This window comes from Pseudomonas sp. FP2254 (assembly GCF_030687695.1).
Classification (GTDB): domain Bacteria; phylum Pseudomonadota; class Gammaproteobacteria; order Pseudomonadales; family Pseudomonadaceae; genus Aquipseudomonas; species Aquipseudomonas quebecensis.
Genome location: NZ_CP117444.1, coordinates 2,403,409 through 2,429,310, shown reverse-complemented (window position 1 = coordinate 2,429,310; position 25,902 = coordinate 2,403,409). Strand labels below are relative to the sequence as shown.

Genomic DNA, 25,902 nt, shown 5'->3' with positions numbered 1-25,902 from the left:
GCCAGTATGACCTACACGGAAATGTCCAAGCGTGAAATCTTACCCTGCTCGTTCAGGCGAAAGGTGTAGCGCAGCTCCAACGGGCTGCCTGGGAAATTACCCGACACCACGTTGCGCACCAGTATCTTGCCGGTGCGATGTTGCACATTGAGCACCTCGACCCTTGGCTGATAGCGGTGCGCCGTGTCTTGCATCCAGCGCGCAATGGCAGCCGTGCCGACAAGGTGCCCGCCGTCATCGAACACATTGGCATCTTCGGCAAACCATTGGGCAACGGTCGAGGTGTCGCGGGTATTGGCGGCCTCAAGATAGGCGGCGATGGCCGGGGCCAACTCGGGAATGGACATGGCACAACTCCTTTTGGTCAATTTTGCAGGCCATGTTAAGCCGTGGTTGTGTCAGTTTTTGTCAGGAGTGAACTGGCCGCTCTCATTACTTTCCATCTGCTTGCGCCAGGCCCGCAGCCAGTCGCTGCGACGCCCTGGATAGCGTTTGCCACGGGCCTCGGCGCTGGCCACGCGGTCAGTGCGAAAGGTGCGATAGGCGCCGCGCAGTTCACACCACGCGACAATCACCCGTACCTCATTCAGAAAGCCCAGGGCCAGTGGCCAGATCAGGCGGTGGCTTTGGGTTTGGCTGGCGTCCGCATAATCAATGTGCAACTTGGCCTGGCCGCGTATCGCTTCGCGAAACACATTCAACGGCACACGGTTTTCCGGATAGCCGAAACCCGGCGGTCCCGGCAGTACGGTCGGGTTGCGTAAGGCTTCCTGGGCGGCCGGGTCCAGCACATCGGCGATCTTCGCCAGTGCGTTGGCGGCGGCGCGGCTGAGCACGTCGTCGCCGCGCTGATCCACATAACGCAACCCCAATACGATCGCCTCGGTTTCCTCGGCATTGAGCATCAGTGGCGGGAGGAACAGGCCGCTGCGCAACACATACCCTACCCCGGCTTCGCCGAAGATGGGGGCACCCAGCGCGGTCAACTCAGCGATGTCGCGGTACAACGTGCGCTCGGACACCTCCAGCTGCGCAGCCAGCACGGCAGCCGTCACCGGGCGCTTTCGGCCACGCAGGGCCTGCAATAAGGTCAATAAACGAGTGGTGCGCGACACGTTGATGACTCAGGCGGGGAAGGAAGCCGCAGCTTAGCATTTACTCCTGACAGAACATGTCAGGAGCAAATGGCTGCGGTTTTTCTGGGTCGGTGGGTGTTTTTGATAGGGCTGCTTCGCAGCGCGGCGCGAAGCGGCAACTCACCCCGCCCTTACGCCAGACTCTTGCTGACCACCTCGAACACATCGCTGGACAGACCGCCGGACGCAAGGATGCGCTCCAGTTCGGCCTTCATCAGCGCCTGGCGCGCGCTGTCGTATTTACGCCAGCGAGTCAGTGGCGCCAGTTGGCGCGAGGCGATCTGGGGGTTAAAGCCGTTCAACTGGATCACCAGGTCCGCCAGGAAGCGATAACCCGAACCGTCCGCCGCGTGGAAGTTGATCAGGTTCTGCCCGGCAAAGGCGCCGATCAGCGCCCGCACCTTGTTCGGGTTCTTGAGAGTGAACGCCGGGTGTTCCATCAACGCTTTGACCCGGGCCAGCCCGCCTGGCTGGGTGCTGCCCGCCTGCACGCTGAACCACTGGTCCATGACCAGCGGGTTGTCCTTGAAGTTCTCGGCGAACACCGCCAACGCCTGGGCTTTTTCCGCTTCGAACGGAGAATTGACCAGCACTGCCAGCGCTGTCAGGCGTTCGGTCATGTTGTCACACGCCTCGAACTGCTCCAGGGTGGCCGCCAGCACTTCGGATTTGCCACTGAGCATCAGGTAGGACAACGCGATGTTCTGCAAGGCGCGTCGTGCAAAGTGCTCGGCCGACGCCACATAAGGCGTTTGCCGCGACAGTTCGCGATTGGCCTGGTAACGCAGCCACAGGGTTTCGAACACATGATCGGCCAGTAGCTTGCGTGCAAATTCGCGGGCCGCGTGAATGGCGTCCACATCGGCCACTTCGCTGATTTCCGTGAGGTAGGCTTCGCTGGGCAACGAGAGCATTTCTGCGACCATGGCCTGGTCCAGGGTTTCGTCCATCAGCACCGTGCGCAGCGCGTCGATCAGACGCTGATCCAACTGCAGCGGCTGACCGGCCTGATGCTGCCCGATCAGTTCCTGCAATACCTGCACCGAGAGTTGCTGGCCGGCATCCCAACGGTTGAAGCCGTCGCTGTCGTGCTGCATCAGGAACATCAGCTGATCGCGGCTGTAGGGGAAGCTCAGCTTCACCGGTGCCGAGAAACCACGCAGCAGCGACGGCAATGGCTGCTCGGCGATATCGACGAAGGTGAAGGTCTGTTCGGCCTGCGTCACCGACAGCACGCGAGAGGTGCCGGCGGCGGCGGCCTCACCTGCCAGGCGCAGCGGGAGGTCGGCGCCGTTGCCGTCCAGCAGGCCCAACGCCACCGGGATCACGAATGGCAGCTTTTCCATCTTGTCCGGGGTGGGTGGGCAGCTCTGGCGGAAGGTCAGGCTGTAGGTTTTGGCGGCGGCATCGTAGGACTCACTCACCGCCAGACGCGGCGTGCCGGCCTGGCTGTACCAGCGCTTGAACTGGCTGAGGTCCACGTTATTGGCGTCTTCCATGGCCTTGATGAAATCGTCGCAGGTCACGGCCTGGCCGTCATGACGTTCGAAGTATAGGTCGCTGCCCTTACGGAAACCTTCGGCGCCGAGCAAGGTGTGGATCATGCCGACCACTTCCGAGCCCTTTTCGTACACGGTCAAGGTGTAGAAGTTGGAGATCTCGATAAAGCCGTCCGGGCGCACCGCGTGAGCCATGGGGCCGGCGTCTTCGGCGAACTGATGGGTACGCAGGTAGGCCACGTCCTGGATACGCTTGACCGTCGCCGAGTTCATATCGGCGGAAAAGCCCGAGTCACGGAACACGGTAAAGCCTTCCTTGAGCGACAGCTGGAACCAGTCGCGGCAGGTCACGCGGTTGCCCGACCAGTTGTGAAAGTATTCGTGGGCGACAATCGCCTCGACCCGCTGGTGCGCGGCGTCGGTGGCGGTTTCGGCGCGGGCCAGCACGGCGCTGGAATTGAAGATATTGAGGCCTTTGTTCTCCATGGCGCCCATGTTGAAATCGTTGACCGCCACGATCATGAAGATGTCGAGGTCGTACTCGCGGCCGTAGGTTTCTTCGTCCCAGCGCATGGATTTTTTCAGGCTGGTCATGGCGTGTTGGCACTTGTCGATGTTTTCCGGCTCGACGTAGATGCGCAGCGCCACTTCCCGCCCGGTCATGGTGGTGAAGCTGTCTTCGACGCACCACAGGTCACCGGCCACCAGGGCGAAAAGGTACGCGGGCTTCTTGAACGGGTCTTCCCAGGTCGCCCAGTGGCGGCCGTCTTCACCAGGGCCGCTGGCGATCGGGTTGCCGTTGGAGAGCAGCACCGGGTAGCTGTGCTGCTCAGCGATGACCGTGGTGGTGAACCTGCTCATCACATCCGGGCGGTCAAGGTAGTAGGTGATCTTGCGAAAGCCCTCGGCTTCGCACTGGGTGCAGAACATACCGCCGGATTTGTACAGGCCTTCCAGCGCGGTGTTGGTTTCCGGGTGGATGCGCACGCTGGTGTCGACGGTGAACGTTTCACGGGTCGGCTGCAGGGTCAAGTGGCTGTCCGTCAGCTGATAGTCGGCCTCGGTCAGTTCCTTGTCACCCAGATTGACGCTCAGCAGCTCCAGTTGCTGGCCATCCAGCACCAGCGGCGGCAGGCCGGCGCCACGCTCGGGGTTGCGGCGCATCACCAGCTGCGCGTGGGCCAGACTGTGGTCCTCGAACAACTCGAAGGTCAGGTGCGTCTCGTCGATCAGGTAGTCCGGCGCCTGATAGTCCTTCAGGTAAATCATCTTCGGTTGTTCGGTGCGCATGGTGGGCATCCTTCTACTGATGCACGGCGAGCTGGTAGGCCGTGTACTTGCGAATATTGATAACGCCGGTGTCGAAGATCAGGTATTGGCCTTTGATCCCCAACAGCGTGCCTTCGGCAATCGGGTTCTTGTCCAGGTTGAAGCTGACGATCTTGGCCGGGTACTGCTCGACCGGATAGCGAATTTCGATCGGTTCGACGTCGGCAATGGTTTGGATGGCCTGCAGGCCAAAGCGTTCCTGCAAACCCAGCAGGCCCTCGGCGCAGGTGGCGAATAGATCGTCACGCACTTGCTTGAGGTTCACGCTGGCGGCGTCGCCCTTGAGCAATGCCCGCCAATTGGTCTTATCGGCCACCTGACTGCGAAACAAGTCTTCGACAAAACCGGACTGCTGGCGCGTGGCCACGCGCATGATCGGTAACGCTTGGCTGGCGCCCTGATCCAGCCAACGCGTCGGCAACTGGGTGGCGCGAGTGATGCCGACCTTGATCCCGGAGGAGTTGGCCAGGTACACCACGTGGTCGGTCATGCAGAACTGCTCGCCCCAGCCCGGATCGCGGCAGGTGCCGGCGTCGTAATGGCAGCGCTCGGGGCTCATGATGCACAGGTCGCATTGGGCCAGTTTGGTCATGCACGGGTAGCAATAGCCCTGGCTGAAACTGGTCTTGGTCCTGCGTCCGCAATGGCTGCAATGAATGGCACCGAGGTATTCCAGGCGCACGTGGGTTCCGATCAACGGGTTGACCGGCACCTCGGTATCGCCCAGGCGAAACGCATATTGAACGGTCGGTTCACCGAGTTTCGCCGACATTTTACTGACTGCACCGCGCCCAATTTCAATCAATGGATCGCGTCCGACTTGAACAGGATGTTCGGCACGGTGGTGGACTTCGACTGGCATTCCTGCGGCCCCATGTAACCGGTGCGCTGGTCTTCCGGCAGGTTCTGGATTTCCCAGGCGATCATCGCCTGCAACGACAACTCGCGCTGCTCGGCGGTGAGCTTGCGGCCGTCGGACCACTTGCCGATCTCCACGGCGAGCTTGAGGCTCTGGTAGATGTCCGGGGTGATGTTTTCGATCATTTCAGCAAAAGAGGACATGAAGGCTCTTCCTTTAATTAAGAGGCGTTTTACGGCGGCTGTAGAGCCCGCCCAGCAAGCCGGTAAAGCAGCCGACCACAAGCCCGCCCACATGGGCCGCGTTGGCGATTTCACCGAAGCCGATCATCGATACCAGCCCCGACAGGCACAGCACCAGCCATATCAGCATCATCGCCAGCACCCCACGGGGCAGACGATAGGTCGGGTTGGGCGACAACAGCTGATAGATCCAGCAATGCCCCAGCAGGCCATACAACACGCCGGACAACCCGCCAAACAGGCCGGGCCCGCCGTAGGCGTATTGCGCGTAGTTGGAGACCAGGCTGAATAACAGGGTCAGGCCGAGCAGGTTGATACTGCCCTGGCGCGCTTCGATGCGCCGACCGAGTTCCCAGTACCACATGCCGTTCATGGCCAGGTGCAGGATGCCGAAGTGCAGCAGCATCGGCGTGACCAGCCGCCACCACTGCCCCGACGCCAGGCTGTCGGCGAGCGGGGTGAACTGGATATATTCGCCCAGCACCCGAAATGGCAGGAAGCTCAGCCAGCTCATCGCCTGCAGGTTGTCGCCCAGCAGGGTCAACGCCCCCATCACCAGGCTGGCCAGCAGCACCAGCGCGGTCACCGGACTGCGTCGCACTTGCTGGGCAAAGCCAGGGCGCGCCACGGGCGCCTGCTCGGGAATGTCCAGTTGCCGGTCCGGGTCGCCCGCCGGGAAACGTTGATACAACACGCGCACATCGTCGCTGATGCTTTCCGGCACCCACAAGACCTGCTCGCCGGCCTCTTCGCTGACGCGATGGGGCACCTGCATGCGTTGCAGCAGCTTGACGAAACCGCCGAGGTCGACGCTCAGGGGCAAGCGCAATACCGCCACGCTGCTCATTTCGTCACCTGCGGCCGCTCAACATCGACCCATACGAACTTGCTCGGATCCAGGCGTGTTTCCTGGTCCAGTCGATAGGCCACCAACTTGCCGTACAGCACTGCGCTGTAGTCCAGGCAGGCCAGGTTGGGGCGAATCGGCGCCGGCTTGCCGCTGCGCCAGTAGTGGCCGACAAACAGCAACGGCTCGTCGACGCCATAGCGCAGCAGGGAATTTTTTTCATGGGGCGACAACGGCGTGCGCGCCACCGGCTCGGGCAGCGCGTCGGGCTGGAACACGATGTCGCCGTAGGTCTTGGGATCGTCTTCCCAGAACTTGGTGCGAAAGAACGAACGCGTCAGGCCGTCGCCGCCGGTCAGCGTCAGACCGCCGGGCAGGCGCATGTCGGTGCCGCGCAGCAGGCGGTCGAAGGCATTGCAGGCAAAGCTGCCGGGGACGGCGGCGGCCTGCAGGAAGTGCGGATCGATGCAGCCATCCGGGAACGTGGCACGCAAAGGTTCGATGAAACTCTGATCCCAGCAGGCATGCACCACGCGAAAACGCCCGGCATCGACGAACAACGGCATGTCGTAGAACCAGCCCAGGAAGTCCTGCCAGTCGGCCGGATGCTGCTCGAACTGGGTCAGGGTTTCCTGGATCAGCCGCGCGTGCCGTGGGGTGTGCTCGCGCACGAACTGCTTGCCACTGCCCGGCGGCGCCGGCGTGGTCCAGCCCAGGGCGTTGAACTCGTGGTTGCCCATGATGCACAGCGCCTGGCCGGCCTCGGCCATGTCGTGGACGATATGCAACGCTTCGCGGATGCGTGGGCCACGGTCGATGATATCGCCGAGGAACACCGCCATGCGCGACGGATGTCGCCAGGTGCCGGCCTGCTTGTGGTACCCCAACTGGTCGAGCAAGTGCTCAAGGGTATGAGCGCATCCGTGCACGTCTCCAATCAGGTCGTAGCTACGCGCGGGATCGAGCATCAGTCGCCTCCACCCCCCAAGCGGCTGCCCCAGCCCAACTTGGTACGGCACACTTCGTAGTAGTTGTGATCCAGCGGGTGGATCAGGCGCAACTTCTGTGCCTTTTTGCTCACGGTGATGGTGTCACCGGGGGCGCAGGTGAAATGGTTCTGCCCGTCGCAGGAGACTTGCGGGTAGATCTGCATGTCTTTGGACACCACGATTTTCAGCTCACTGTTGCCATCGACCACAATCGGTCGGCTGGACAACATATGGGGATACATCGGCACGATCACAATGGCATCGAGCTTGGGGTGCATGATCGGGCCGCCGGCGGACAGTGCATAGGCAGTGGAGCCGGTGGGCGTGGCGACAATCAGGCCATCGGCCTTCTGGCTGCACACGAACTGACCATCGATATACAGCTCGAACTCGATCATGCGCGTGGATTTACCAGGATGCAGCACCACATCATTGAGCGCGTCGCCCTGGCCGATGGCTTCCCCGTGGCGACGCACTTCGGCTTGCAGCAGGAAGCGGTTTTCCACCAGGTAGTGGCCGTCGAGTACCTTGGCCACTTCGACTTCCAGCTCATCGGGGCGGATATCGGTGAGAAACCCCAGGCTGCCCCGGTTGATCCCCAGCACCGGCACGTTATGCCGCGCCAGCGCACGGGCCGCGCCAAGCAGGCTACCGTCGCCGCCGACCACGATCACCATGTCACAGACTTCGCCGAGCATCTTGCGTGACGAAGTCTGCAGGCCGTGGCCGGGAAGGATTTCGGCGATGGTGTCTTCGAGGATCACATGCAGGTGGCGCTCGAGCAGAAACTTCTTAAGCCGGCGGACGGTGTCCAGCACCTGGGTACTGCCCAGGCGACCGATAATGCCGATATTGCGAAATTGCTCCATGGGGCTCCTGCGGGCGTTGGGGTGTGGCAAAAAAGAAACGATTATGGGCGAAAGGTCGCGCCAGGCAAAATCCTTTGTCGCCACGGAGCCTTGATGACAACGGTTCTCAGCCCCCTTCAACGCAGTGAAAAGGCTATGCTCGGACCATGACTGTGTTCCCCGATCTGCTCAACCTGCCCCGCCTGCTGCGCCACCCCGAGGTGCGCGACCTGGCGTGGGTGATCCTCGCCCCGCCGATGCTGGCGCGCGCGCCCTGGCCGCAGCGCCACCCGCTGGCGGGCAGTGACTGGGTGCAAGCGCCGGATCGGCTCGAACACTGGCTGCACAGCCTCGACCAGGACAGCGGCGCCCTGCAGCACTGGTTGAGCCTGTCACGCACCCGACGCCTGGGGCTGTACTACGAGCGTTTGTGGCAATTCGCCGTGCAGCATGCGCCGGGCGTGGAACTGCTGGCCGCCAACCTGCCGATCCGCCGCGCCGGGCATACCCTCGGCGAGCTGGACATGCTGCTGCGCGACCGCGACGGCGTGCATCACTTGGAACTGGCGATCAAACTCTACCTCGGCCCGCAGGATGGCAACGGCCAGGACAGTGCGCAGTGGCTGGGCCCCGGCTGTCACGACCGGCTGGACCGCAAACTGGCGCACCTGGCCCAGCACCAACTGCCGATTTCGGCACGCCCGGAAAGCCGTGAAGCCTTGGCGGCGCTGGGTATTCAGGCGTTCGATGCGCATTTGTGGCTGGGCGGGTATTTGCTCTATCCCTGGCCCGGCCTGGCCGAACCACCGGCTGGCGCTCACCCTCAGCACCTGCGCGGGCGTTGGTTGCATCAGCGCGATTGGCGGGATTTTGTCGCGGTCAGCGCGCCCGGACGCTGGCAACCCCTGCCCCGCCATGCTTGGCTGGCGCCGGCGCACTACCCGGCGGACGAGGTGTGGAGCGAGGAACAGATGCAGGCCTGGCTGGCCGACCTTGATCCAATGGCGCCCGCGCAGCTGCTGGTGCGCATGGTGCAGGCCGGTGAAGGTTGGGAGGAAGCCGAGCGCTTGTTTCTGGTGGCCGATCTTTGGCCGAATGTGCCGGGGGCTGGTTGATGGAGGGGGTGGTGTAGGTGAGTGCCTCATCGAGGGCAAGCCCCCTCCCACATTTGACCGAGTACACCTTTTGGAATGCAGTCGAGTGTGGGAGAGGGCTCGCCCCCGATAGCGGCGACACCGGCACTACAACTTATCGATATGCCGATAATCCAACTGCAACCCAGCCGCCAACTCCCGGGCCCGCCCCAGCCTGATCGGCCCGCGCTCGATATCCACCAGCAATCCCGCACACGCCAATAACGGCAACCCGCCGATGTCCTTGAGCCGCCCATCCGTAATCACCAACACACGCTGCTGCTCAGCCGGATACTGCTTGCGTCGCGCCATCAACCAATGCTGCGCCTCGGTCAGCGCCGCCAGCAACGGCGTTCCACCGCCGGCGCCCAACTGATCCAGCCAGCCGGTCAGGCCTTTCGCAGCTTTCAACCCCTGAACCTGCCATTTCGGCACCTGACCACTGGCGGTCAACAACGCCATGCGCGCGCGTTGCCGGTAGGCGTCGTCAAACAGCTGGGCGAGCAAGCCCTTCGCGTCGGTTAACGCACGATGCCGCCGGGTAGACGCCGACGCATCGACAATCACCAGCCACAACTCATGGGCCGAACGGCTGCGCAGATGGTAGCGCAGGTCTTCACGGGAATGCGGCCGGCCGCCGAGTAAGGTTCCGGGCCAGTTGATTGCGCCCTGCCGCGCGCTGCGCGCCTTACCCTGCCTGCCGTTGTCCAGTCGCCCTGCCTTGGGGCGGGCATCCGTCCCCGCGTCAGGTCGGGGGCGGATGCCTAGGGCTTTTTTGGCCAGGCGGGCACGTCTCGGCGAGCGCCGGTGGGCAGCGCCGGTGCGGGCATATCGCCCCACTGACCTTGGGCGGGCGAGGTGTCCGAGGGTGTCGGCGACTGCCCCTGATTAGGCGGGCTGGTCGGTGCGGACGGCGCCTGGCGACGGTGGCGCAAGGCAAATTCCGCGACGGCTTCGATATCTTCCTCGGCGATCTCATCCGCGCCCCGCCACGCTGCGTGCGCCCGGGCGCCGCGCAGCCAGACCAGGTCAGCGCGCAAGCCGTCGACCCCCGCGACAAAGCAGCGCTCGGCAATCTGCGCCAGGGCGCGGTCATCCAGCGCGATACTGTCCAGCCGCGCGCGCGCCTGAGTGCAGCGCTCGCGCAACGCCGTCTGCTGTTCGGCCCACTCGGCGCAGAAGACGGCGGGGTCGCTGTCGAAATCCAGACGGCGCCGGATGATCTGCCCGCGCTCGGCAGGCAGGGTCTGCCCGCTCAACGCCACATTGAAGCCGAAGCGATCCAGCAGTTGAGGGCGCAACTCGCCCTCCTCCGGGTTCATGGTGCCGATCAGCACGAACCGCGCCGAATGGCGGTGGGAAATGCCGTCGCGCTCAATCACGTTGGTGCCGCTGGCGGCCACGTCCAGCAGCAGGTCAACCAAGTGATCGGGCAGCAAGTTGACTTCATCGACATACAGCACGCCGCCATCGGCCTTGGCCAGCACGCCCGGGGAAAACTGCGCACGGCCCTCGCCCAGCGCGGCGTCCAGGTCCAGGGTGCCCACCAGGCGCTCCTCGGTGGCCCCCAGCGGCAATGTCACGAATTGACCGCTGGCCAGCAGATCGGCCAGGCCACGGGCCAGGGTGGACTTGGCCATGCCACGCGGGCCTTCGATCAGTACGCCGCCTATCCTGGGGTCGATGGCCGCCAGGCACAGCGCCAGTTTCAGGTCATCGGCGCCGACCACGGCGGACAGTGGAAAATGGGGAATATCGGTCATTGGCTGTCTTCTTCTATATCCAGCAACAGGTTTTCCAAGGCTTCACGGTAGGCACCCGGCGCCTGCCACAGGCCGCGCTGCTGGGCTTCGAGCATGCGCTCGGTCATGTCGCGCAATGCGGCGGGGTTGTGCTGCTGCACGAACGCCCGGGTGTCGGGGTCGAGCAGGTAGGCATCGGCGAGCAAGGCGTATTGATGATCGTCGATCAGCGCGGTGGTGGCGTCGAAGGCGAACAGGTTGTCCACGGTGGCCGCCATCTCGAACGCGCCTTTATAGCCGTGGCGCTTCACCCCATCGATCCACTTGGGGTTGGCGGCGCGGGCGCGGATCACCCGGTTCAGCTCTTCCTTCAGGGTGCGGATCTTCGGCAGGTCCGGCTGGCTGTGGTCGCCATGGTAGCTGGCGGCTTTGTCGCCGCTCAGGGTTTCCACGGCGGCGAGCATGCCGCCCTGGAATTGGTAATAGTCATTGGAGTCGAGCAGGTCGTGTTCGCGATTGTCCTGGTTTTGCAGCACTGCCTGCACCTGGCTCAGGCGCTGGGCAAACTGCTCACGGGCCACGGTGCCCTCGTCGGACCCGCCATACGCGTAGCCACCCCAGTTCAGGTAGACCTCGGCAAGGTCCGCGCGGCTTTGCCACAGGCGCCCGTCGATCGCGCCCTGCACACCGGCGCCGTAGGCCCCAGGCTTGGCGCCGAAGATCCGCCAGCCGGCCTGTTTCGCTGCCGCTTCGGCGTCCAGCCCGGATTGGCGCAACGCCTCACGCTCGCTGCGCACCTTGGCGGCGAGTGGGTTCAGATCGTCCGGTTCGTCCAGGGCCGCAACGGCCTGCACCGCCGCGTCGAACAGGCGGATCAGGTTGGCGAAGGCATCGCGGAAGAACCCCGACACGCGCAAGGTCACGTCGACGCGCGGGCGGTCGAGCAGGCTGATCGGCAGGATCTCGAAGTCGTCCACCCGCTGGCTGCCGGTGGCCCAGACCGGGCGCACGCCCATCAGCGCCATGGCCTGGGCGATATCGTCACCGCCGGTGCGCATGGTCGCGGTGCCCCACACCGACAGACCGAGTTGGCGCAGGTGGTCGCCGTGATCCTGCAAATGCCGCTCCAGAATCAGGTTGGCCGACTGGAAGCCGATGCGCCAGGCCGTGGTGGTGGGCAAATTGCGCACGTCCACGCTGAAGAAATTGCGCCCGGTGGGCAACACATCCAGGCGCCCGCGACTCGGCGCGCCGCTTGGCCCGGCCGGCACGAAACGGCCGCTCAGCGCATCCAGCAAGCCGCACATTTCCGCCGGGCCGCAGGCGTCCAGGCGTGGCGCGACGATGCTGCGCAAGTGCTCGATCACCGCGTTCACCTCTTCCCAGCCCGGTGCCTGCAGTACCTCCAGGGGCCCTTGCAGAGCCTGTTCGATCAGCCGCGCCGCATACAGCTCCAGGCGCTCGCGGGTATCGCCAGCGGTGCGCCACGGCTGCGCATCAATGCCTTGCAACAGCTCGGGACGCCGACCGGTCCACGGTTCGGCCAGGGCGCAGTCCAGTGGGTCGAAGCCCAGCGCGAATGCCTTGGCCAGTACGCGCAGCAGGCTCGATTGCGCGCCACGGCCATCGCCACGCGGGATGCGCAGCAAGGCCAGTAAGGTATCGATGCGCAGACGGCCCTGGGGCGATTCGCCAAAGATGTGCAAGCCGTCGCGGATCTGCGACTCCTTGAGGTCGCACAGGTAAGTGTCCAGGCGCGGCAGCCAAATCGCGGCATCGGCGTCGCCATCCAATTGCAGTTCCTGGTCGATGCGGGTTTCGCGCACCAGCTTGAGAATGTCTTTCTGCAACTCGCGGGCGCGGCGCGGGTCGAGCAGTTGCGCATCGTAATACTCGTCCGCCAGCAGCTCCAGGTCGCGCAGCGGGCCGTAGGTTTCGGCGCGGGTCAGCGGTGGCATCAGGTGGTCGATAATCACCGCCTGGGTACGACGCTTTGCCTGGGCGCCCTCGCCCGGATCGTTGACGATAAACGGGTAGATGTTCGGCAGCGGGCCGAGCAGTGCATCCGGCCAGCAGTGTTCCGAGAGCCCCACCCCCTTGCCCGGCAGCCACTCCAGGTTGCCGTGCTTACCGACGTGGATCACGCCGTGGGCACCGTAGGTGTGGCGCAACCAGAAATAGAACGCCAGGTAGCCATGGGGCGGCACCAGGTCCGGGTCGTGGTACACAGCGCTTGCGTCCACCTGGTAACCGCGCGCCGGCTGGATGCCGACAAAGGTCAGGCCCAGGCGCAGGCCCGCGATCATCAGGCGGCCATCGCGGCACATCGGGTCTTGCTGCGGCGCACCCCAGCGCTGCAATACGGCCTGGCGGTTGGCCTCGGGCAGGCGCAGGAACATCGCCTGGTACTCGTCCAGGCCCAGGCTCTGATGGCAAGGGCGCAGGTCCAGGCTGTCGAGGTCATTGGTGACGCCGCCGAGCAGCTCGTGAATCAGCGCGGTGCCGCTGTCGGGAAGCGCATCCGGCAGCGGATAGCCCTCGGCGTGCAGCGCCCGCAGGATATTCAGCGCCGCCGCCGGAGTGTCCAGCCCGACGCCGTTGCCGATGCGACCGTCGCGGGTCGGGTAGTTGGCCAGCACCAGGGCGATGCGTTTGTCCGCATTCGGCACCCGCGCCAGTTCGACCCAGCGCCGTGCCAGTTCGGCGACGAAATCCATGCGCTCGGGCGCGGCGCGGTAGCACACCACGTCGGACTGGCTGCGCTCGCTGCGCCAGGCCAGATCCTTGAAGCTGATCGGCCGGCTGATGATGCGCCCGTCCAGTTCCGGCAAGGCAATGTGCATGGCCAGGTCCCGCGGGCCCAGGCCTTGCTCGCTGGCCTCCCAGCCGGGCTGGTTGTCCTGGGCGCAGATGGCCTGGATCACTGGGATATTGCGGCGAAACGGGCGCAGATGCGGCGCTTCCGGGCTGGATTGGGCGAAACCGGTGGTATTGAGGATCACCGCCGCGCCGACTTCATCCAGCAAGTCCTCGACCACCGCCAGGCAGCCCGGCTCTTTCAAACTCGCCACCGCCATTGGCAACGGGTTCAGCCCCGCCGCCTGCAGGCGCTGGCAGAACACATCGATAAAGCCGGTATTGGCCGCCTGCAAATGCGAGCGATAGAACAGCACCGCCGCCACCGGCCACTCGGCGCGCCAATCCGCTTGCCAATCGCTCAACCGCGGGCTGGCGTGGCGCGGGTGATAAATCGCCGTGCGCGGCAAGGTGTGCGGCTCGGCCCAGGCATAGTCGCGACCCAGATAAGCACTGGCCAGGCAGCGATAAAAATCCAGCGCATTGCCCAACCCACCCTGGCGCAGGAACTGCCACAAGCGGTCGCGCTGTTCGGCGTTAACCGTGCTCAGGCCGCTGAGTTCCGGGTCCGGGCGATCATCCCCCGGCACCAGGATCAACCTCACGCCGCGCTCGGCCAGCTCCACCAGGCGCTCGACGCCGTAGCGCCAATAACCGATACCGCCGTGCAGTGAAATCAGAATCACCTTGGCGTGGCGCAGCACCTCGTCGACATACAGGTCCACCGAGGCATGGTTCTGCACCTGCATGGGGTTGGCCAGGCGCAGGCTCGGGTAATCGTCGGGCAGCTGCCGGGCCGCTTCGGCCAGCAGCGCCAGGCTGGAATCGCCGCTGCACAGGACCACCAGCTCGGCGGGCGTTTGGCCAAGGTCGGCGATATTGTCGTCCGCGACGAAACCACCGGGCTGAGTCCTGAGCAGGTGCATGGGTTAAACGCTGAGCGCGGCGCGCAGGTGCGCTTCAAGGCCCGCCGCGTCCAGGTCCTGACCGATCAGCACCAGGCGCGTGATGCGCGGTTCGTCGGCTGTCCAGGCGCGATCGAAATGCTTGTCGAAACGCGTACCCACGCCTTGGATCAACAGGCGCATCGGTTTGTTGGGAATGGCGGCAAAGCCTTTGACGCGCAGGATGCCGTGTTGCACCACCAGTTGCGTCAAGGCATCGAGCAGCAGCGCTTCGTCGGCCTGGGGCAGATCGATGGAGATGGAGTCGAACGCGTCGTGATCATGATCGTCTTCACCGTCGTGGTGGTGATCGTGATGGCTGTGACGGGCGTCGATGTGTTCCTCGGAGCCTGCGCCCAGACCGATCAGCACCTCCAAAGGCAGGCGACCGCTGCTGGCTTCGACAATCTTCACCGCCGGCGGCAGTTCTTCGGCGACTTCCAGGCGCACACGGGCCAGGTCATCGGGACTGATCAGGTCACATTTATTGAGGATCACCAGGTCGGCGCTGGCCAGTTGGTCGGCGAACAGTTCGTGCAGCGGCGATTCGTGGTCCAGGTTCGGGTCGAGCTTGCGCTGGGCGTCGACCTGATCCGGGAACGCGGCAAAAGTGCCGGCGGCCACGGCCGGGCTGTCGACCACGGTGATGACCGCATCCACCGTGCAGGCGCTGCGGATTTCCGGCCACTGGAAGGCCTGGACCAAGGGTTTTGGCAGGGCCAGGCCCGAGGTTTCGATCAGGATATGGTCGAGGTCGCCGCGACGGGCAACCAGTTCGCGCATCACCGGGAAGAATTCTTCCTGCACCGTGCAGCACAGGCAGCCGTTGGCCAGCTCGTACACGCGGCCGTTGGCTTCTTCTTCGGTGCAACCGATGGAGCACTGTTTGAGGATCTCGCCGTCGATGCCCAGCTCGCCGAACTCGTTGACGATCACCGCAATGCGACGGCCCTGGGCGTTGTCGAGCATATGGCGCAGCAAGGTCGTTTTGCCCGAGCCGAGAAAGCCGGTAACGATGGTGACGGGGAGTTTGGCCAGTGTTTTCATCGGATGCCCTTGGGGGCGGGCAGACGGGACGATGGCCCTGCGCAGGCGCGCAGCAGCAGATTTCGTCACCGGATCACCCCGCCCGGTTGAATTGAAAATCGGTGCCGAGGCAGGTCTCCTGGCTTGGGGCGTGCAGGTCTTGCGACCGGCGCCGACTGCGCCTTCCCGCCTGATGGCAGTGGCATGGCAGTCAACTGAACCCTTCACAGTTGCGGGGGCAGCCGCGGCTTTGACCGCGTTCCCTTCTTAGCTTCGGCCTGGGCCGAAGAACCTCGAGGGTGCAAGGCTACAGGGGCTGGTCGCATTTGACTACCGTCCGCCACCCATGCTCTCCTACACATCTTGTTTCGGGTGCCCTTCACAGGGTGAAACGGGAAACCGGTGATTCGCCAGGTTGATGCCTGCGTGAAAAGTCCGGTGCTGCCCCCGCAACGGTAAGCGAGCGAAGCGTCACGGCCACTGTGCTTGAGCATGGGAAGGCGACGCTTTAAGGGTTCCTGGCAGAGCCCCCTCGCAAGCCCGGAGACCGGCCCGAAAAAATCAGATAACAAACCCGCGGTGGGCGGGCGCTGTTTAAACCTTGCGAGCCCGGCTCGCGGGGTTTTCATGCGCACGTCTCCACCCCAGACACTTGAAAGGGACGCGCCATGTCGATCATCAGCAGCACCTCGCCCGCCGTCAGCGGCACCACTACCCTGAGCCAACGCCTGACCGCCGCCATCGGTGCGTCGATCCTTGGCGCATGCCTGGTGTATTTCGCCGGTTTCTCGCACATCGAGGCGGTGCACAACGCCGCCCACGATACCCGCCACAGCGCCGCGTTCCCGTGCCACTGAGGCCTGCCGAGATGATCAAGCGTATTGCGCAAACCGCGGGGTTCACCGGCCTGCTGGCCGCCTTGCTGCTGACCCTGCTGCAAAGCTTCTGGGTGGCACCGCTGATTTTGCAGGCTGAGACTTTCGAGCAGGCACCGGCAGCCCATGAACACGCCGCCGGCACCGCCGCGCACACCCACGACGCCGAAGCCTGGGAGCCGGAAGACGGCTGGCAGCGCGTGCTGTCGACCACCGCCGGCAACTTGGTGGTGGCCGTCGGTTTTGCCTTGATGCTGGCCGGTCTCTACACCCTGCGGGCCCCGACGCGCACCGCCCAGGGCCTGCTGTGGGGCCTGGCCGGTTACGCAACCTTCGTGCTGGCGCCGACCCTGGGCCTGCCGCCGGAACTGCCGGGCACCGCAGCGGCTGACCTGGCGCTGCGCCAGACCTGGTGGATCGGCACCGCCGCGTCCACTGCGGTCGGCATCGCCTTGCTGGTGTTCGGTCGCAATGTGCTGCTCAAAGTCCTGGGCGTGGCGATCCTGGCGGTGCCCCATGTGATTGGCGCGCCACAGCCGGCCGTGCATTCGATGCTGGCGCCGCAGGCGCTGGAAGCGCAGTTCAAGATCGCCTCGCAGCTGACCAACATGGTGTTCTGGCTGGCCCTGGGCCTGATCAGCGCGTGGTGGTTCCGTCGCCATGGCGACAGTCATTACGCGGCATGACCCTCGTCGCCGGCCTGGGCTGCCAGCGAGGTTGCGAGGTGCACACTCTGTTGGCGTTGCTGGATGCGGCATTGGTCGAAGCAGGCGTCGAGCGCCGCCAGCTCGCCGCACTGGCGAGTATCGATCTGAAACAGGCCGAACCAGGGCTGCTGGCGTTGGCCGCAGCCTTGAACCTGCCCTTGTTGGACTTTAACGCCCGACATCTGGCGGCGTATGAAGGGCGCCTGAGCCACAAATCTCTTGTGGCTTTTGCCCATACCGGCTGTTACGGCATTGCCGAGAGCGCCGCGCTGGCGGCGGCCGAACAGATCAGCGGCGCCCCTGCCAGGCTGCTGATCACCCGCCGCAAAAATGCCCACGCCACCGTGGCATTGGCCTGCACGGGTTAAAAACCCGATAATCGCCCTCCCCGATCATGAGTAATCTTCATGCTCGCCCGTTTTTTCACAGGAACGCTCCATGACCGTCTACTTTATCGGCGCCGGCCCCGGCGATCCGGAATTGATCACCGTCAAGGGCCAGCGATTGATCCGCAGTTGCCCGGTGATCATCTATGCCGGCTCGCTGGTGCCGGCCGCGGTGCTGGAGGGGCATCAGGCCTCACAGGTGGTCAACAGCGCTGAGCTGCACTTGGAACAGATCGTCGAACTGATCAAGACCGCCCACGCCAAAGGCTTCGATGTGGCGCGGGTACATTCCGGCGACCCCAGCCTGTATGGGGCAATTGGCGAGCAGATTCGCTGCTTGCGTGAGCTGGGCATCCCGTTCCAGATCGTCCCCGGTGTCACCGCCGTTGCCGCTTGCGCGGCCTTGCTGGAAGCCGAACTGACCCTGCCGGATATCGCCCAGAGCGTGATTCTGACGCGCTATGCCGGCAAGACCCGCATGCCTGCCGGCGAGGAGTTCGCCAGCCTGGCGCAACATGGCACCACCATGGCGATTCACCTGGGGGTCAACCATCTGGAAAAGATCGTCGCTGAACTGCTGCCGCATTACGGCGCGGATTGCCCGATCGCCGTGGTGCATCGCGCGACCTGGCCGGATCAGGATTGGGCGGTGGGCACGCTGGCGGATATCACCGAGAAAGTCGCCGCCAAAGGTTTTCGGCGCACGGCGTTGATTGTGGTGGGCCGGGTGCTGGCCAGTGACGGTTTCAGTGAATCTTCGTTGTATCGGGCCGGGCATGCGCACCTTTATCGACCTTGATAAATAACTTTATCAACTGGATATAAGCTTTTGATTTAATTTATTTTTATAGGGGTGTATCAGTGGGCGGCTTGGTTGCTGATCCGGCGCTATCGGGGGCAAGCCCCCTCCCACATGAAGCAACCTCGCAGCGTCCAGTGAACGCGATTAACTGTGGGAGGGGGCTTGCCCCCGATGAGGACCTTGAGTAAACGAATATCGACGCTGACTCGCCAGAATCCCAGGCAAGCCTTCGCACTACCTGATCCAAATTATGAGATATATAGCGTAACCACCTGAATTTAAAACATAAAAAAACGGCGCTCACGGGGCGCCGTTTTTTTTGCAGTGAACACCTTACTCAGTAGTAGGCGTTTTCTTTCTGCGTGTGGTCAGTCACGTCACGTACGCCCTTGAGCTCCGGAATGCGCTCAAGCAAGGTGCGCTCGATGCCTTCCTTCAAGGTCACGTCGGCCTGGCCGCAGCCCTGGCAGCCGCCGCCGAACTTCAACACGGCGATGCCATCCTCGACTACGTCGATCAGGCTGACCTGGCCGCCGTGGCTCGCCAGCCCTGGGTTGATTTCGGTTTGCAGGTAATAGTTGATGCGCTCGTTGACCGGGCTGTCGGCGTTGACGTTCGGCACCTTGGCGTTCGGCGCCTTGATGGTCAGCTGGCCGCCCATACGGTCGGTGGCGTAATCAACCACTGCATCGTCGAGAAACGCTTCGCTGAAGCTATCGATATACGCAGTGAAGCTTTTGAGCCCCAGGGCGGTGTCTTCAGGCTTCTCTTCGCCAGGCTTGCAGTAGGCAATGCAGGTCTCGGCGTATTGGGTGCCGGGCTGGGTGATAAAGACGCGGATGCCGATACCCGGGGTGTTCTGCTTGGACAGCAGGTCGGCCAGATAATCGTGGGCGGCGTCGGTAATGGTTATGGCAGTCATGGAAACTCCTCACAGGCTTGCCGGCAGTTTACGCCAAATCATTACAGAGTTACAAAGTCCTAGTGTTTTTGTCGGAAAAGCCCAACCGCACACGTCAGAGGTTTTGATAACGGTTCATGTCCAGCACGCCCTCTTCCAATGGACTGGTCTCGTGCAGGTAGCGCGACAGGTCGTGGAAGTACTTCCAGAACTGCGGATGGCTGCGGCGCACGCCCCAGCGATCGACAATTTTCTCGAAGCTTTCGGCATCCTGGGCCTGCTCCATGCGGGAGACGAACTCCGGCACCTCCCCGGCGGGGAGATTGAATATGAAGTTCGGGTAGCTGCTCAGCACCCCAGGGTAGACCGTCAGCGTGTCCAGCCCTGGTTGATAGCGATACGCCTCGCCCAACAGGAACGCCACGTTACTGTGCGCACGGTTGCGCAACAGGCTGTAGACCTCACGTTTGCCGCCCGGTGTTTCGACGCGCAGCATCGTGGCTTCGGGCAATTGATTGATCACCTTGAGCCCTGCCGCCGGGCGTGAGGCGAGACGGCTGAGGGCCTGATCGACGTCCTGCAGCGCCGGGTCAATGCCTTCACGCGAGCAATAGGCACCGGTACACCGGTTGATCGGGTCGGGGCTGGCGTTCAAGTCACCGTAGCGGGCGAGCAGTTGTTGGGCGAAATCGCGCTTCGGATCTTTTTTATCCAGGTGCAGGCCGGTGGGTGTGTCGTCGTCGATCGCTTCGTAGTCCAGCCACAGCTTGAGCTTGCCGCTGTTCTGGTACCAATCGTCGAGGTAGTCCTCACGGGCGTCGGCCGGCATCAGACGCAGGAAGTTCTGCTCGGCGCCATTGCGGATCAGGTCGAAGTACAGACGGGTCTGGGCCTGGTGCGATACGTTGCCGAATACATCGAAATTGACTACCAGCTGGTAATAGGTGCGCTCCAGCAGCGGGTAATCGAACAGCCACATTGTCTGCGGCACCTCTCCAATCAGGCCTTTATTGACCGAGGCACTGTCGAAGTGACGAAAGATGCTCAACAACGCATTGTCATTGCCGGCCCACAGGGTCGACCAGCTGGGCGCCGGCAGGTCTGCGTAGCTGTCGCGGCGCAGCGCTTCGTATTGATTGCGCTTGTCGCGGTACTTGAGCCACAGGCTGAGCACACTGCCGACGTCATCGTTCTGCCCCGGCATGGCCAGCAACGGCGTGGCCTGGCCGCGATAACGTGCATCGGTGACGTACAGGTCATGGTCCGGGTCCTGGAACAACGCCCAGAAGTTGTCGCGGATCACGTCCGTGGCGATCTGCCCACGGCATACCGGCCCGCGAATAAACGTGCGCACGAAGTACTCGGCGTTATCCAGCATGAACTGGTAACGCGCCTTGGCCGGGATCGCCTCGAACGTTTCGAACGGGTTGGCGCGGCGACCGGGTCCGTAGCCCGGTAGCGCACTGACTTGCCAGTCGCTGCCGTAAAACAGCGTTTTGATTCGCGCCATTTTGGCTGCGCTGAGTGGGTAAGTGATGTGGGTCTTGTGCACGATCACGCCCTGCACCGGCCAGAGACGGTAGTAGATCCGCGTGCCCGGATCATCGTTGGGGCGACGGGTGTTGATCAGGTCAATCGGCTGGCCGCTGGGGGTACGCGAGCGCACCCATTGGAAAAAGTGCCTCGGCTCGCCACCGTCGAAATACAAATGGGCAATAAACAGGTGCTCGAACAACCAGCGCGCCACCAGGCTCTCGCGAGCGCCTGGGGCGTTAAGCAGGTTTTCCCATTGCAACACCTGCGCGGCTTCGCTGGCGCTTGGCGCCACGCCTTGCTCATCGATGCTGGCCCCGGACGCCAGCCAGCGTTGCAGTGTCTGGTATTGCGCGTCGGTCAGCCCGGTGACCGCCAGCGGCATGCCTTCGTTGGGATGCGCGCCGGCATAGGCGTCGAACTCCCCCGGCAAGGGGCACATGTTTTCGCGATTGAGGCCCAGCACTATGTCGTCCGGCAGTTTGCCGTTGGGCGTCAGCGGACTACGGCGATGACCCAGTTCCAGCATGCGCGCCATCAAGGCAGCCTGGCTGCCCTGGGCATCCAGTACCGAGCTGAACCCCTCGCGTTGCCAGGCGGCTTTACCGAAGGCGTCGTAGAACAGACGCGTCGGTTTGGTTGCCTGGCTGCGTTCGCCATCGTAGACCGGTACTTTGCTCGCACCCCGTGCCGCGCCTTCGCCGCTGCCCAGGTTCAACTGGCAGGCGGAGTCGTAACACGCATGGCAGGCCACGCACTTCTCGGTGAAAATCGGCTGGATATCGCGGGTGTAGGAGATCGCCGGTACGGGACCCTGCGCCTGGACAGTGCTGGCGAGCAAGGCCAGCACGGCCCCGACGAGTAAACGAAGTGACATGGATCGGTCCCGAATCAAGGGGTGCGCAGAAAAATTGGCGGTGATTCTACCGGGCCATGCAGCGGGGCAACATGAACGATATTCATGCAAATCCAGGCATGCTCAAAATCGGCACAGGTTTGCTATGATCCTTACCCTCCGTAATGCCTGACCAGAGTAGTCCCATGTCCGATCGTAGCGCGCGTCTGCAAGCCCTTCACCACGCCCTCAAGGAACGCATCCTGATCCTCGACGGCGGCATGGGCACGATGATTCAGAGCTATAAACTGGAAGAACACGACTACCGGGGCAAACGCTTTGCCGACTGGCCCAGCGACGTCAAGGGCAACAACGACCTGCTGGTGATCACCCGTCCGGACGTGATCGGCGGGATCGAAAAGGCTTATCTGGATGCCGGTGCCGACATCCTCGAAACCAACACCTTCAACGCCACGCGCATTTCCATGGCCGACTACGGCATGGAAGAACTGGCCTATGAACTGAACGTCGAAGGCGCGCGCCTGGCACGCAGGATTGCCGACGCCAAGACCGCCGAAAACCCGGCCAAGCCGCGTTTCGTCGCCGGCGTACTCGGCCCCACCAGCCGCACGTGCTCGCTGTCGCCCGACGTCAATAACCCCGGCTATCGCAACGTGACCTTCGATGAACTGGTGGAAAACTACACCGAGGCCACCAAGGGCCTGATCGAAGGCGGCGCCGACCTGATCCTGATCGAAACCATTTTCGACACCCTCAACGCCAAAGCCGCGATCTTCGCCGTGCAAGGCGTGTTCGAGGAGCTGAACCTTGAGCTGCCGATCATGATCTCCGGCACCATCACCGACGCCTCCGGCCGCACCCTGTCGGGCCAGACGACCGAAGCGTTCTGGAACTCGGTGGCCCATGCCAAGCCGATTTCCGTGGGCCTGAACTGCGCCCTTGGCGCCAGCGAACTGCGCCCGTACCTGGAAGAGCTGTCCAACAAGGCCAATACCCATGTGTCGGCGCACCCCAACGCCGGCCTGCCTAACGAATTCGGCGAATACGACGAGTTGCCCGCACAAACCGCCAAGGTCATCGAAGAATTCGCCCAGAGCGGCTTTCTCAATATCGTCGGCGGTTGCTGCGGCACCACGCCGGGGCATATCGAGGCCATCGCCAAGGCCGTGGCCGGTTACGCGCCGCGCGTGATCCCGGACATTCCCAAGGCCTGCCGCCTGTCCGGGCTGGAGCCGTTCACCATCGACCGCAGCTCGTTGTTCGTCAACGTCGGCGAACGCACCAACATCACCGGTTCCGCCAAGTTTGCCCGGCTGATCCGCGAGGACAACTACACCGAAGCCCTGGAAGTCGCCCTGCAGCAGGTAGAAGCCGGCGCCCAGGTGATCGACATCAACATGGACGAGGGCATGCTCGATTCGAAGAAGGCCATGGTGACCTTCCTCAATCTGATTGCCGGCGAGCCGGACATCTCCCGCGTACCAATCATGATCGACTCCTCCAAGTGGGAGGTGATCGAGGCCGGGCTCAAGTGCATCCAGGGCAAGGGCATCGTCAACTCCATCAGCATGAAGGAAGGCGTCGAGCAGTTCATTCACCACGCCAGGCTGTGCAAACGCTACGGCGCGGCGGTGGTGGTAATGGCGTTCGACGAAGCCGGCCAGGCCGACACCGAAGCGCGCAAGAAAGAAATCTGCAAACGCTCCTACGACATTCTGGTCAATGAAGTGGGTTTTCCGCCGGAGGACATCATCTTCGACCCGAACATCTTCGCGGTCGCCACCGGCATCGAGGAACACAACAACTACGCGGTCGACTTTATTAATGCCTGCGCGTATATCCGCGATGAGCTGCCCTATGCGCTGACATCCGGCGGCGTGTCCAACGTATCGTTCTCGTTCCGTGGCAACAACCCGGTGCGCGAAGCGATTCATTCGGTGTTCCTGCTGCACGCGATCCGTGCGGGGCTGACCATGGGTATCGTCAACGCCGGCCAGTTGGAGATCTACGACCAGATCCCGGCCGAGCTGCGTGATGCCGTGGAAGACGTGGTGCTCAACCGCACGCCGGAGGGCACCGACGCCCTGCTCGCCATCGCCGACAAGTTCAAGGGCGACGGCAGCGTCAAGGAAGCCGAAACCGAAGAGTGGCGCGGCTGGGACGTCAACAAGCGCCTGGAGCATGCGCTGGTCAAGGGCATCACCACCCATATCGTCGAAGACACCGAGGAGTCGCGACAGTCATTCGCGCGCCCGATCGAAGTGATCGAAGGCCCGCTGATGTCGGGGATGAACATCGTTGGCGACCTGTTCGGCGCCGGCAAAATGTTCCTGCCCCAGGTGGTGAAATCCGCCCGCGTGATGAAACAGGCCGTGGCCCACTTGATCCCGTTCATCGAGCTGGAAAAAGGCGACAAGCCGGAAGCCAAAGGCAAGATCCTGATGGCTACGGTGAAGGGAGATGTGCACGATATCGGCAAGAACATCGTGGGCGTGGTGCTGGGGTGCAACGGTTATGACATCGTCGACCTCGGCGTGATGGTACCGGCGGAGAAAATCCTGCAGGTGGCCAAGGAGCAGAAGTGCGACATCATCGGGCTGTCCGGCCTGATCACGCCGTCCCTGGACGAGATGGTGCACGTGGCGCGCGAGATGCAGCGCCAGGACTTCCACCTGCCGCTGATGATTGGTGGCGCCACCACCTCCAAGGCGCATACGGCGGTGAAGATCGAGCCCAAATACAGCAACGACGCGGTGATCTACGTGACCGACGCCTCGCGCGCAGTGGGCGTGGCCACGCAACTGCTGTCCAAGGAATTGAAAGCCGGCTTTGTCGAGAAGACTCGCCAGGACTACATCGAAGTGCGCGAACGCACCTCCAACCGCAGCGCGCGCACCGAGCGCCTGAGCTACGCGGCGGCCATCGCCAAGAAGCCGCAGTTCGACTGGGCCGGCTACACCCCGGTGACGCCGACCTTCACCGGCGCCAAGGTGCTGGACAATATCGACCTGAGGGTGCTGGCCGAATACATCGACTGGACGCCGTTCTTTATTTCCTGGGACCTGGCCGGCAAATTCCCGCGCATTCTCACCGATGAGGTGGTGGGCGAAGCGGCGACCGCGCTGTACGCCGATGCCCAGGCCATGCTCAACAAGCTGATCGACGAAAAACTCATCAGCGCTCGTGCAGTGTTCGGTTTCTGGCCGGCCAACCAGGTCGACGAGGATGACCTGGAAGTCTACGGCGACGATGGCCAGACGCTTGCCAAGCTGCACCACCTGCGCCAGCAGATCATCAAGACCGATGGCAAGCCGAACTTCTCCCTGGCCGACTTCGTCGCGCCCAAGAGCAGTGGCGTCACCGACTACATCGGCGGTTTTATCACCACCGCCGGCATCGGCGCCGAAGAAGTGGCCAAGGCGTACCAGGACGCGGGCGACGACTACAACTCGATCATGGTCAAGGCCCTGGCCGACCGCCTGGCCGAAGCGTGCGCCGAATGGCTGCACCAGCAGGTGCGCAAGGAACATTGGGGTTACGCCAAGGACGAACAGCTGGATAACGAAGCGCTGATCAAGGAGCAGTACAGCGGCATCCGCCCTGCCCCCGGCTACCCGGCGTGCCCGGATCACACCGAGAAGGCGCAACTGTTCCAACTGCTCGACCCCCAGGCCCGCGAAATGCAGGCCGGGCGCAGCGGCGTGTTCCTTACCGAGCACTACGCCATGTTCCCGGCGGCGGCGGTCAGCGGCTGGTACTTCGCCCACCCACAGGCGCAATACTTTGCCGTGGGCAAAATCGACAAGGATCAGGTCACCCGCTACGCCGCGCGCAAAGGCCAGGACCTGGCCGTGACCGAACGCTGGCTGGCGCCGAACCTGGGCTACGACAACTGATCCCTGGGCGTCGCGCCAGCACGTGACGGATTGTCTATGCTGTCCCTCATACACCGAGTGTGGAGGGACCTATGGACGAGCACAAACCGCCGACCTTCTGGCAGATGCTGCACAGCGTGGTGGCCGCCGCCTTCGGCGTGCAAAGCGGCAAGAATCGAGCCCGTGACTTCACCCACGGCAAGCCCAGCCATTTTGTGGTCCTGGGCATCCTGTTTACGCTGGTGTTTGCACTGACCCTGTTCGGCATCGTCAAGCTGGTGCTGCACGTGGCCGGCGTTTAACGCAGCAACGCGTCCACCAGGCTGCCGATCCGCTCGACACCGGCCTGTTACTGATGGCTGACCCAGAAAACGGCGGTGCCCACGACCAGGATAATCAGGAACAGAATGGCCCATGCATCCACGGTACTGTCGGGTTTACGGGCTTTTGTAGGATTGCTCATCGCATCGCCTCTTGTCGGTTTTATAGGTGATCGCACTAAGACTCGATGACATTA

General features: G+C 63.3%; 21 protein-coding genes and 2 riboswitches. Of the genes, 7 read left to right on the top strand and 14 right to left on the bottom strand.

Features of this window, described 5'->3' with window-relative positions; genetic code table 11:
* Nucleotides 1–11: 11 nt before the first annotated feature.
* From PSH94_RS11170 to PSH94_RS11135, 8 genes are all read right to left on the bottom strand, one after another.
* Nucleotides 12–347, bottom strand: coding sequence for a nuclear transport factor 2 family protein (locus PSH94_RS11170; protein ID WP_305437501.1), 336 nt, complete (start codon nucleotides 345–347; stop codon nucleotides 12–14).
* A gap of 51 nt (nucleotides 348–398) precedes the next feature.
* The gene (locus tag PSH94_RS11165; RefSeq protein ID WP_305437499.1) at nucleotides 399–1,115 is read right to left on the bottom strand and encodes a YafY family protein; all 717 of its coding nucleotides are present in this window, start codon (nucleotides 1,113–1,115) and stop codon (nucleotides 399–401) included.
* A 152-nt stretch (nucleotides 1,116–1,267) separates the two neighbouring features.
* Entirely contained in the window at nucleotides 1,268–3,925 is a 2,658-nt protein-coding gene (gene pepN / locus PSH94_RS11160; protein WP_305437498.1) for an aminopeptidase N, read from the bottom strand.
* 13 nt (nucleotides 3,926–3,938) lie between these two features.
* On the bottom strand, nucleotides 3,939–4,769 hold the full coding sequence (locus tag PSH94_RS11155; protein WP_181077353.1) for a DUF2797 domain-containing protein: 831 nt from the start codon (nucleotides 4,767–4,769) through the stop codon (nucleotides 3,939–3,941).
* A complete protein-coding gene (locus PSH94_RS11150) occupies nucleotides 4,766–5,026 on the bottom strand; it encodes a YeaC family protein (protein WP_034097057.1) in 261 nt (86 codons plus the stop codon). The genes PSH94_RS11155 and PSH94_RS11150 overlap by 4 nt, the downstream gene beginning before the upstream one ends.
* A gap of 13 nt (nucleotides 5,027–5,039) precedes the next feature.
* The gene (locus tag PSH94_RS11145; protein WP_305437496.1) at nucleotides 5,040–5,912 is read right to left on the bottom strand and encodes a rhomboid family intramembrane serine protease; all 873 of its coding nucleotides are present in this window, start codon (nucleotides 5,910–5,912) and stop codon (nucleotides 5,040–5,042) included.
* A complete protein-coding gene (locus tag PSH94_RS11140; RefSeq protein WP_370694771.1) occupies nucleotides 5,909–6,883 on the bottom strand; it encodes a metallophosphoesterase in 975 nt (324 codons plus the stop codon). The genes PSH94_RS11145 and PSH94_RS11140 overlap by 4 nt, the downstream gene beginning before the upstream one ends.
* A complete protein-coding gene (locus PSH94_RS11135) occupies nucleotides 6,880–7,770 on the bottom strand; it encodes an NAD(+) kinase (protein ID WP_003217892.1) in 891 nt (296 codons plus the stop codon). Before PSH94_RS11135 ends, PSH94_RS11140 begins: the two co-directional genes overlap by 4 nt.
* A gap of 146 nt (nucleotides 7,771–7,916) precedes the next feature.
* Between PSH94_RS11135 and PSH94_RS11130 the strand changes: the two genes are divergently transcribed.
* Nucleotides 7,917–8,864 (top strand): DUF1853 family protein, encoded by a 948-nt coding sequence (locus tag PSH94_RS11130; protein ID WP_305437493.1) that lies wholly within the window; start codon nucleotides 7,917–7,919, stop codon nucleotides 8,862–8,864.
* Nucleotides 8,865–8,990: 126 nt separating this feature from the next.
* Here the strand turns inward: PSH94_RS11130 and PSH94_RS11125 are convergent, their stop codons facing one another.
* From PSH94_RS11125 to cobW, 4 genes are read right to left on the bottom strand one after another with little or no spacing between them, the layout of a single operon-like run.
* On the bottom strand, nucleotides 8,991–9,593 hold the full coding sequence (locus tag PSH94_RS11125) for a VWA domain-containing protein (protein WP_219855185.1): 603 nt from the start codon (nucleotides 9,591–9,593) through the stop codon (nucleotides 8,991–8,993).
* 53 nt (nucleotides 9,594–9,646) lie between these two features.
* Entirely contained in the window at nucleotides 9,647–10,645 is a 999-nt protein-coding gene (locus PSH94_RS11120; RefSeq protein ID WP_305437491.1) for an ATP-binding protein, read from the bottom strand.
* Nucleotides 10,642–14,406, bottom strand: coding sequence for a cobaltochelatase subunit CobN (gene cobN / locus PSH94_RS11115; protein WP_305437490.1), 3,765 nt, complete (start codon nucleotides 14,404–14,406; stop codon nucleotides 10,642–10,644). The genes PSH94_RS11120 and cobN overlap by 4 nt, the downstream gene beginning before the upstream one ends.
* Nucleotides 14,407–14,409: 3 nt before the next feature.
* On the bottom strand, nucleotides 14,410–15,471 hold the full coding sequence (gene cobW / locus PSH94_RS11110) for a cobalamin biosynthesis protein CobW (RefSeq protein ID WP_277526665.1): 1,062 nt from the start codon (nucleotides 15,469–15,471) through the stop codon (nucleotides 14,410–14,412).
* Nucleotides 15,472–15,561: 90 nt separating this feature from the next.
* A riboswitch (cobalamin riboswitch) is annotated at nucleotides 15,562–15,761 on the bottom strand.
* A 42-nt stretch (nucleotides 15,762–15,803) separates the two neighbouring features.
* Nucleotides 15,804–16,021, top strand: a riboswitch (cobalamin riboswitch).
* Between the two features lie 97 nt (nucleotides 16,022–16,118).
* Here cobW and PSH94_RS11105 point away from each other — a divergent pair.
* From PSH94_RS11105 to cobM, 4 genes are all read left to right on the top strand, one after another.
* Nucleotides 16,119–16,307 carry a CbtB domain-containing protein gene (locus tag PSH94_RS11105; RefSeq protein ID WP_181077224.1) on the top strand — a complete coding sequence of 63 codons (189 nt, stop codon included), beginning with the start codon at nucleotides 16,119–16,121 and terminating at the stop codon, nucleotides 16,305–16,307.
* Nucleotides 16,308–16,318: 11 nt separating this feature from the next.
* Nucleotides 16,319–17,011, top strand: coding sequence for a CbtA family protein (locus PSH94_RS11100; RefSeq protein ID WP_266249011.1), 693 nt, complete (start codon nucleotides 16,319–16,321; stop codon nucleotides 17,009–17,011).
* Nucleotides 17,008–17,400, top strand: coding sequence for a cobalamin biosynthesis protein (locus PSH94_RS11095; RefSeq protein ID WP_181077220.1), 393 nt, complete (start codon nucleotides 17,008–17,010; stop codon nucleotides 17,398–17,400). The genes PSH94_RS11100 and PSH94_RS11095 overlap by 4 nt, the downstream gene beginning before the upstream one ends.
* 70 nt (nucleotides 17,401–17,470) lie before the next feature.
* Complete coding sequence (gene cobM / locus PSH94_RS11090; protein ID WP_305437484.1) at nucleotides 17,471–18,217, top strand: precorrin-4 C(11)-methyltransferase; 747 nt, start codon at nucleotides 17,471–17,473, stop codon at nucleotides 18,215–18,217.
* Nucleotides 18,218–18,557: 340 nt separating this feature from the next.
* Here cobM and nfuA read toward each other — a convergent pair whose 3' ends face one another.
* Complete coding sequence (gene nfuA / locus PSH94_RS11085) at nucleotides 18,558–19,142, bottom strand: Fe-S biogenesis protein NfuA (RefSeq protein ID WP_034097045.1); 585 nt, start codon at nucleotides 19,140–19,142, stop codon at nucleotides 18,558–18,560.
* A gap of 94 nt (nucleotides 19,143–19,236) precedes the next feature.
* Nucleotides 19,237–21,531 carry a fatty acid cis/trans isomerase gene (locus PSH94_RS11080; protein ID WP_305437482.1) on the bottom strand — a complete coding sequence of 765 codons (2,295 nt, stop codon included), beginning with the start codon at nucleotides 21,529–21,531 and terminating at the stop codon, nucleotides 19,237–19,239.
* 164 nt (nucleotides 21,532–21,695) lie between these two features.
* Between PSH94_RS11080 and metH the strand changes: the two genes are divergently transcribed.
* Together metH and PSH94_RS11070 are read left to right on the top strand one after the other, a co-directional pair.
* Entirely contained in the window at nucleotides 21,696–25,406 is a 3,711-nt protein-coding gene (metH, locus tag PSH94_RS11075) for a methionine synthase (RefSeq protein ID WP_305437481.1), read from the top strand.
* 71 nt (nucleotides 25,407–25,477) lie between these two features.
* Nucleotides 25,478–25,687 carry a DUF2970 domain-containing protein gene (locus tag PSH94_RS11070; protein WP_219855180.1) on the top strand — a complete coding sequence of 70 codons (210 nt, stop codon included), beginning with the start codon at nucleotides 25,478–25,480 and terminating at the stop codon, nucleotides 25,685–25,687.
* Nucleotides 25,688–25,902 lie beyond the last annotated feature (215 nt).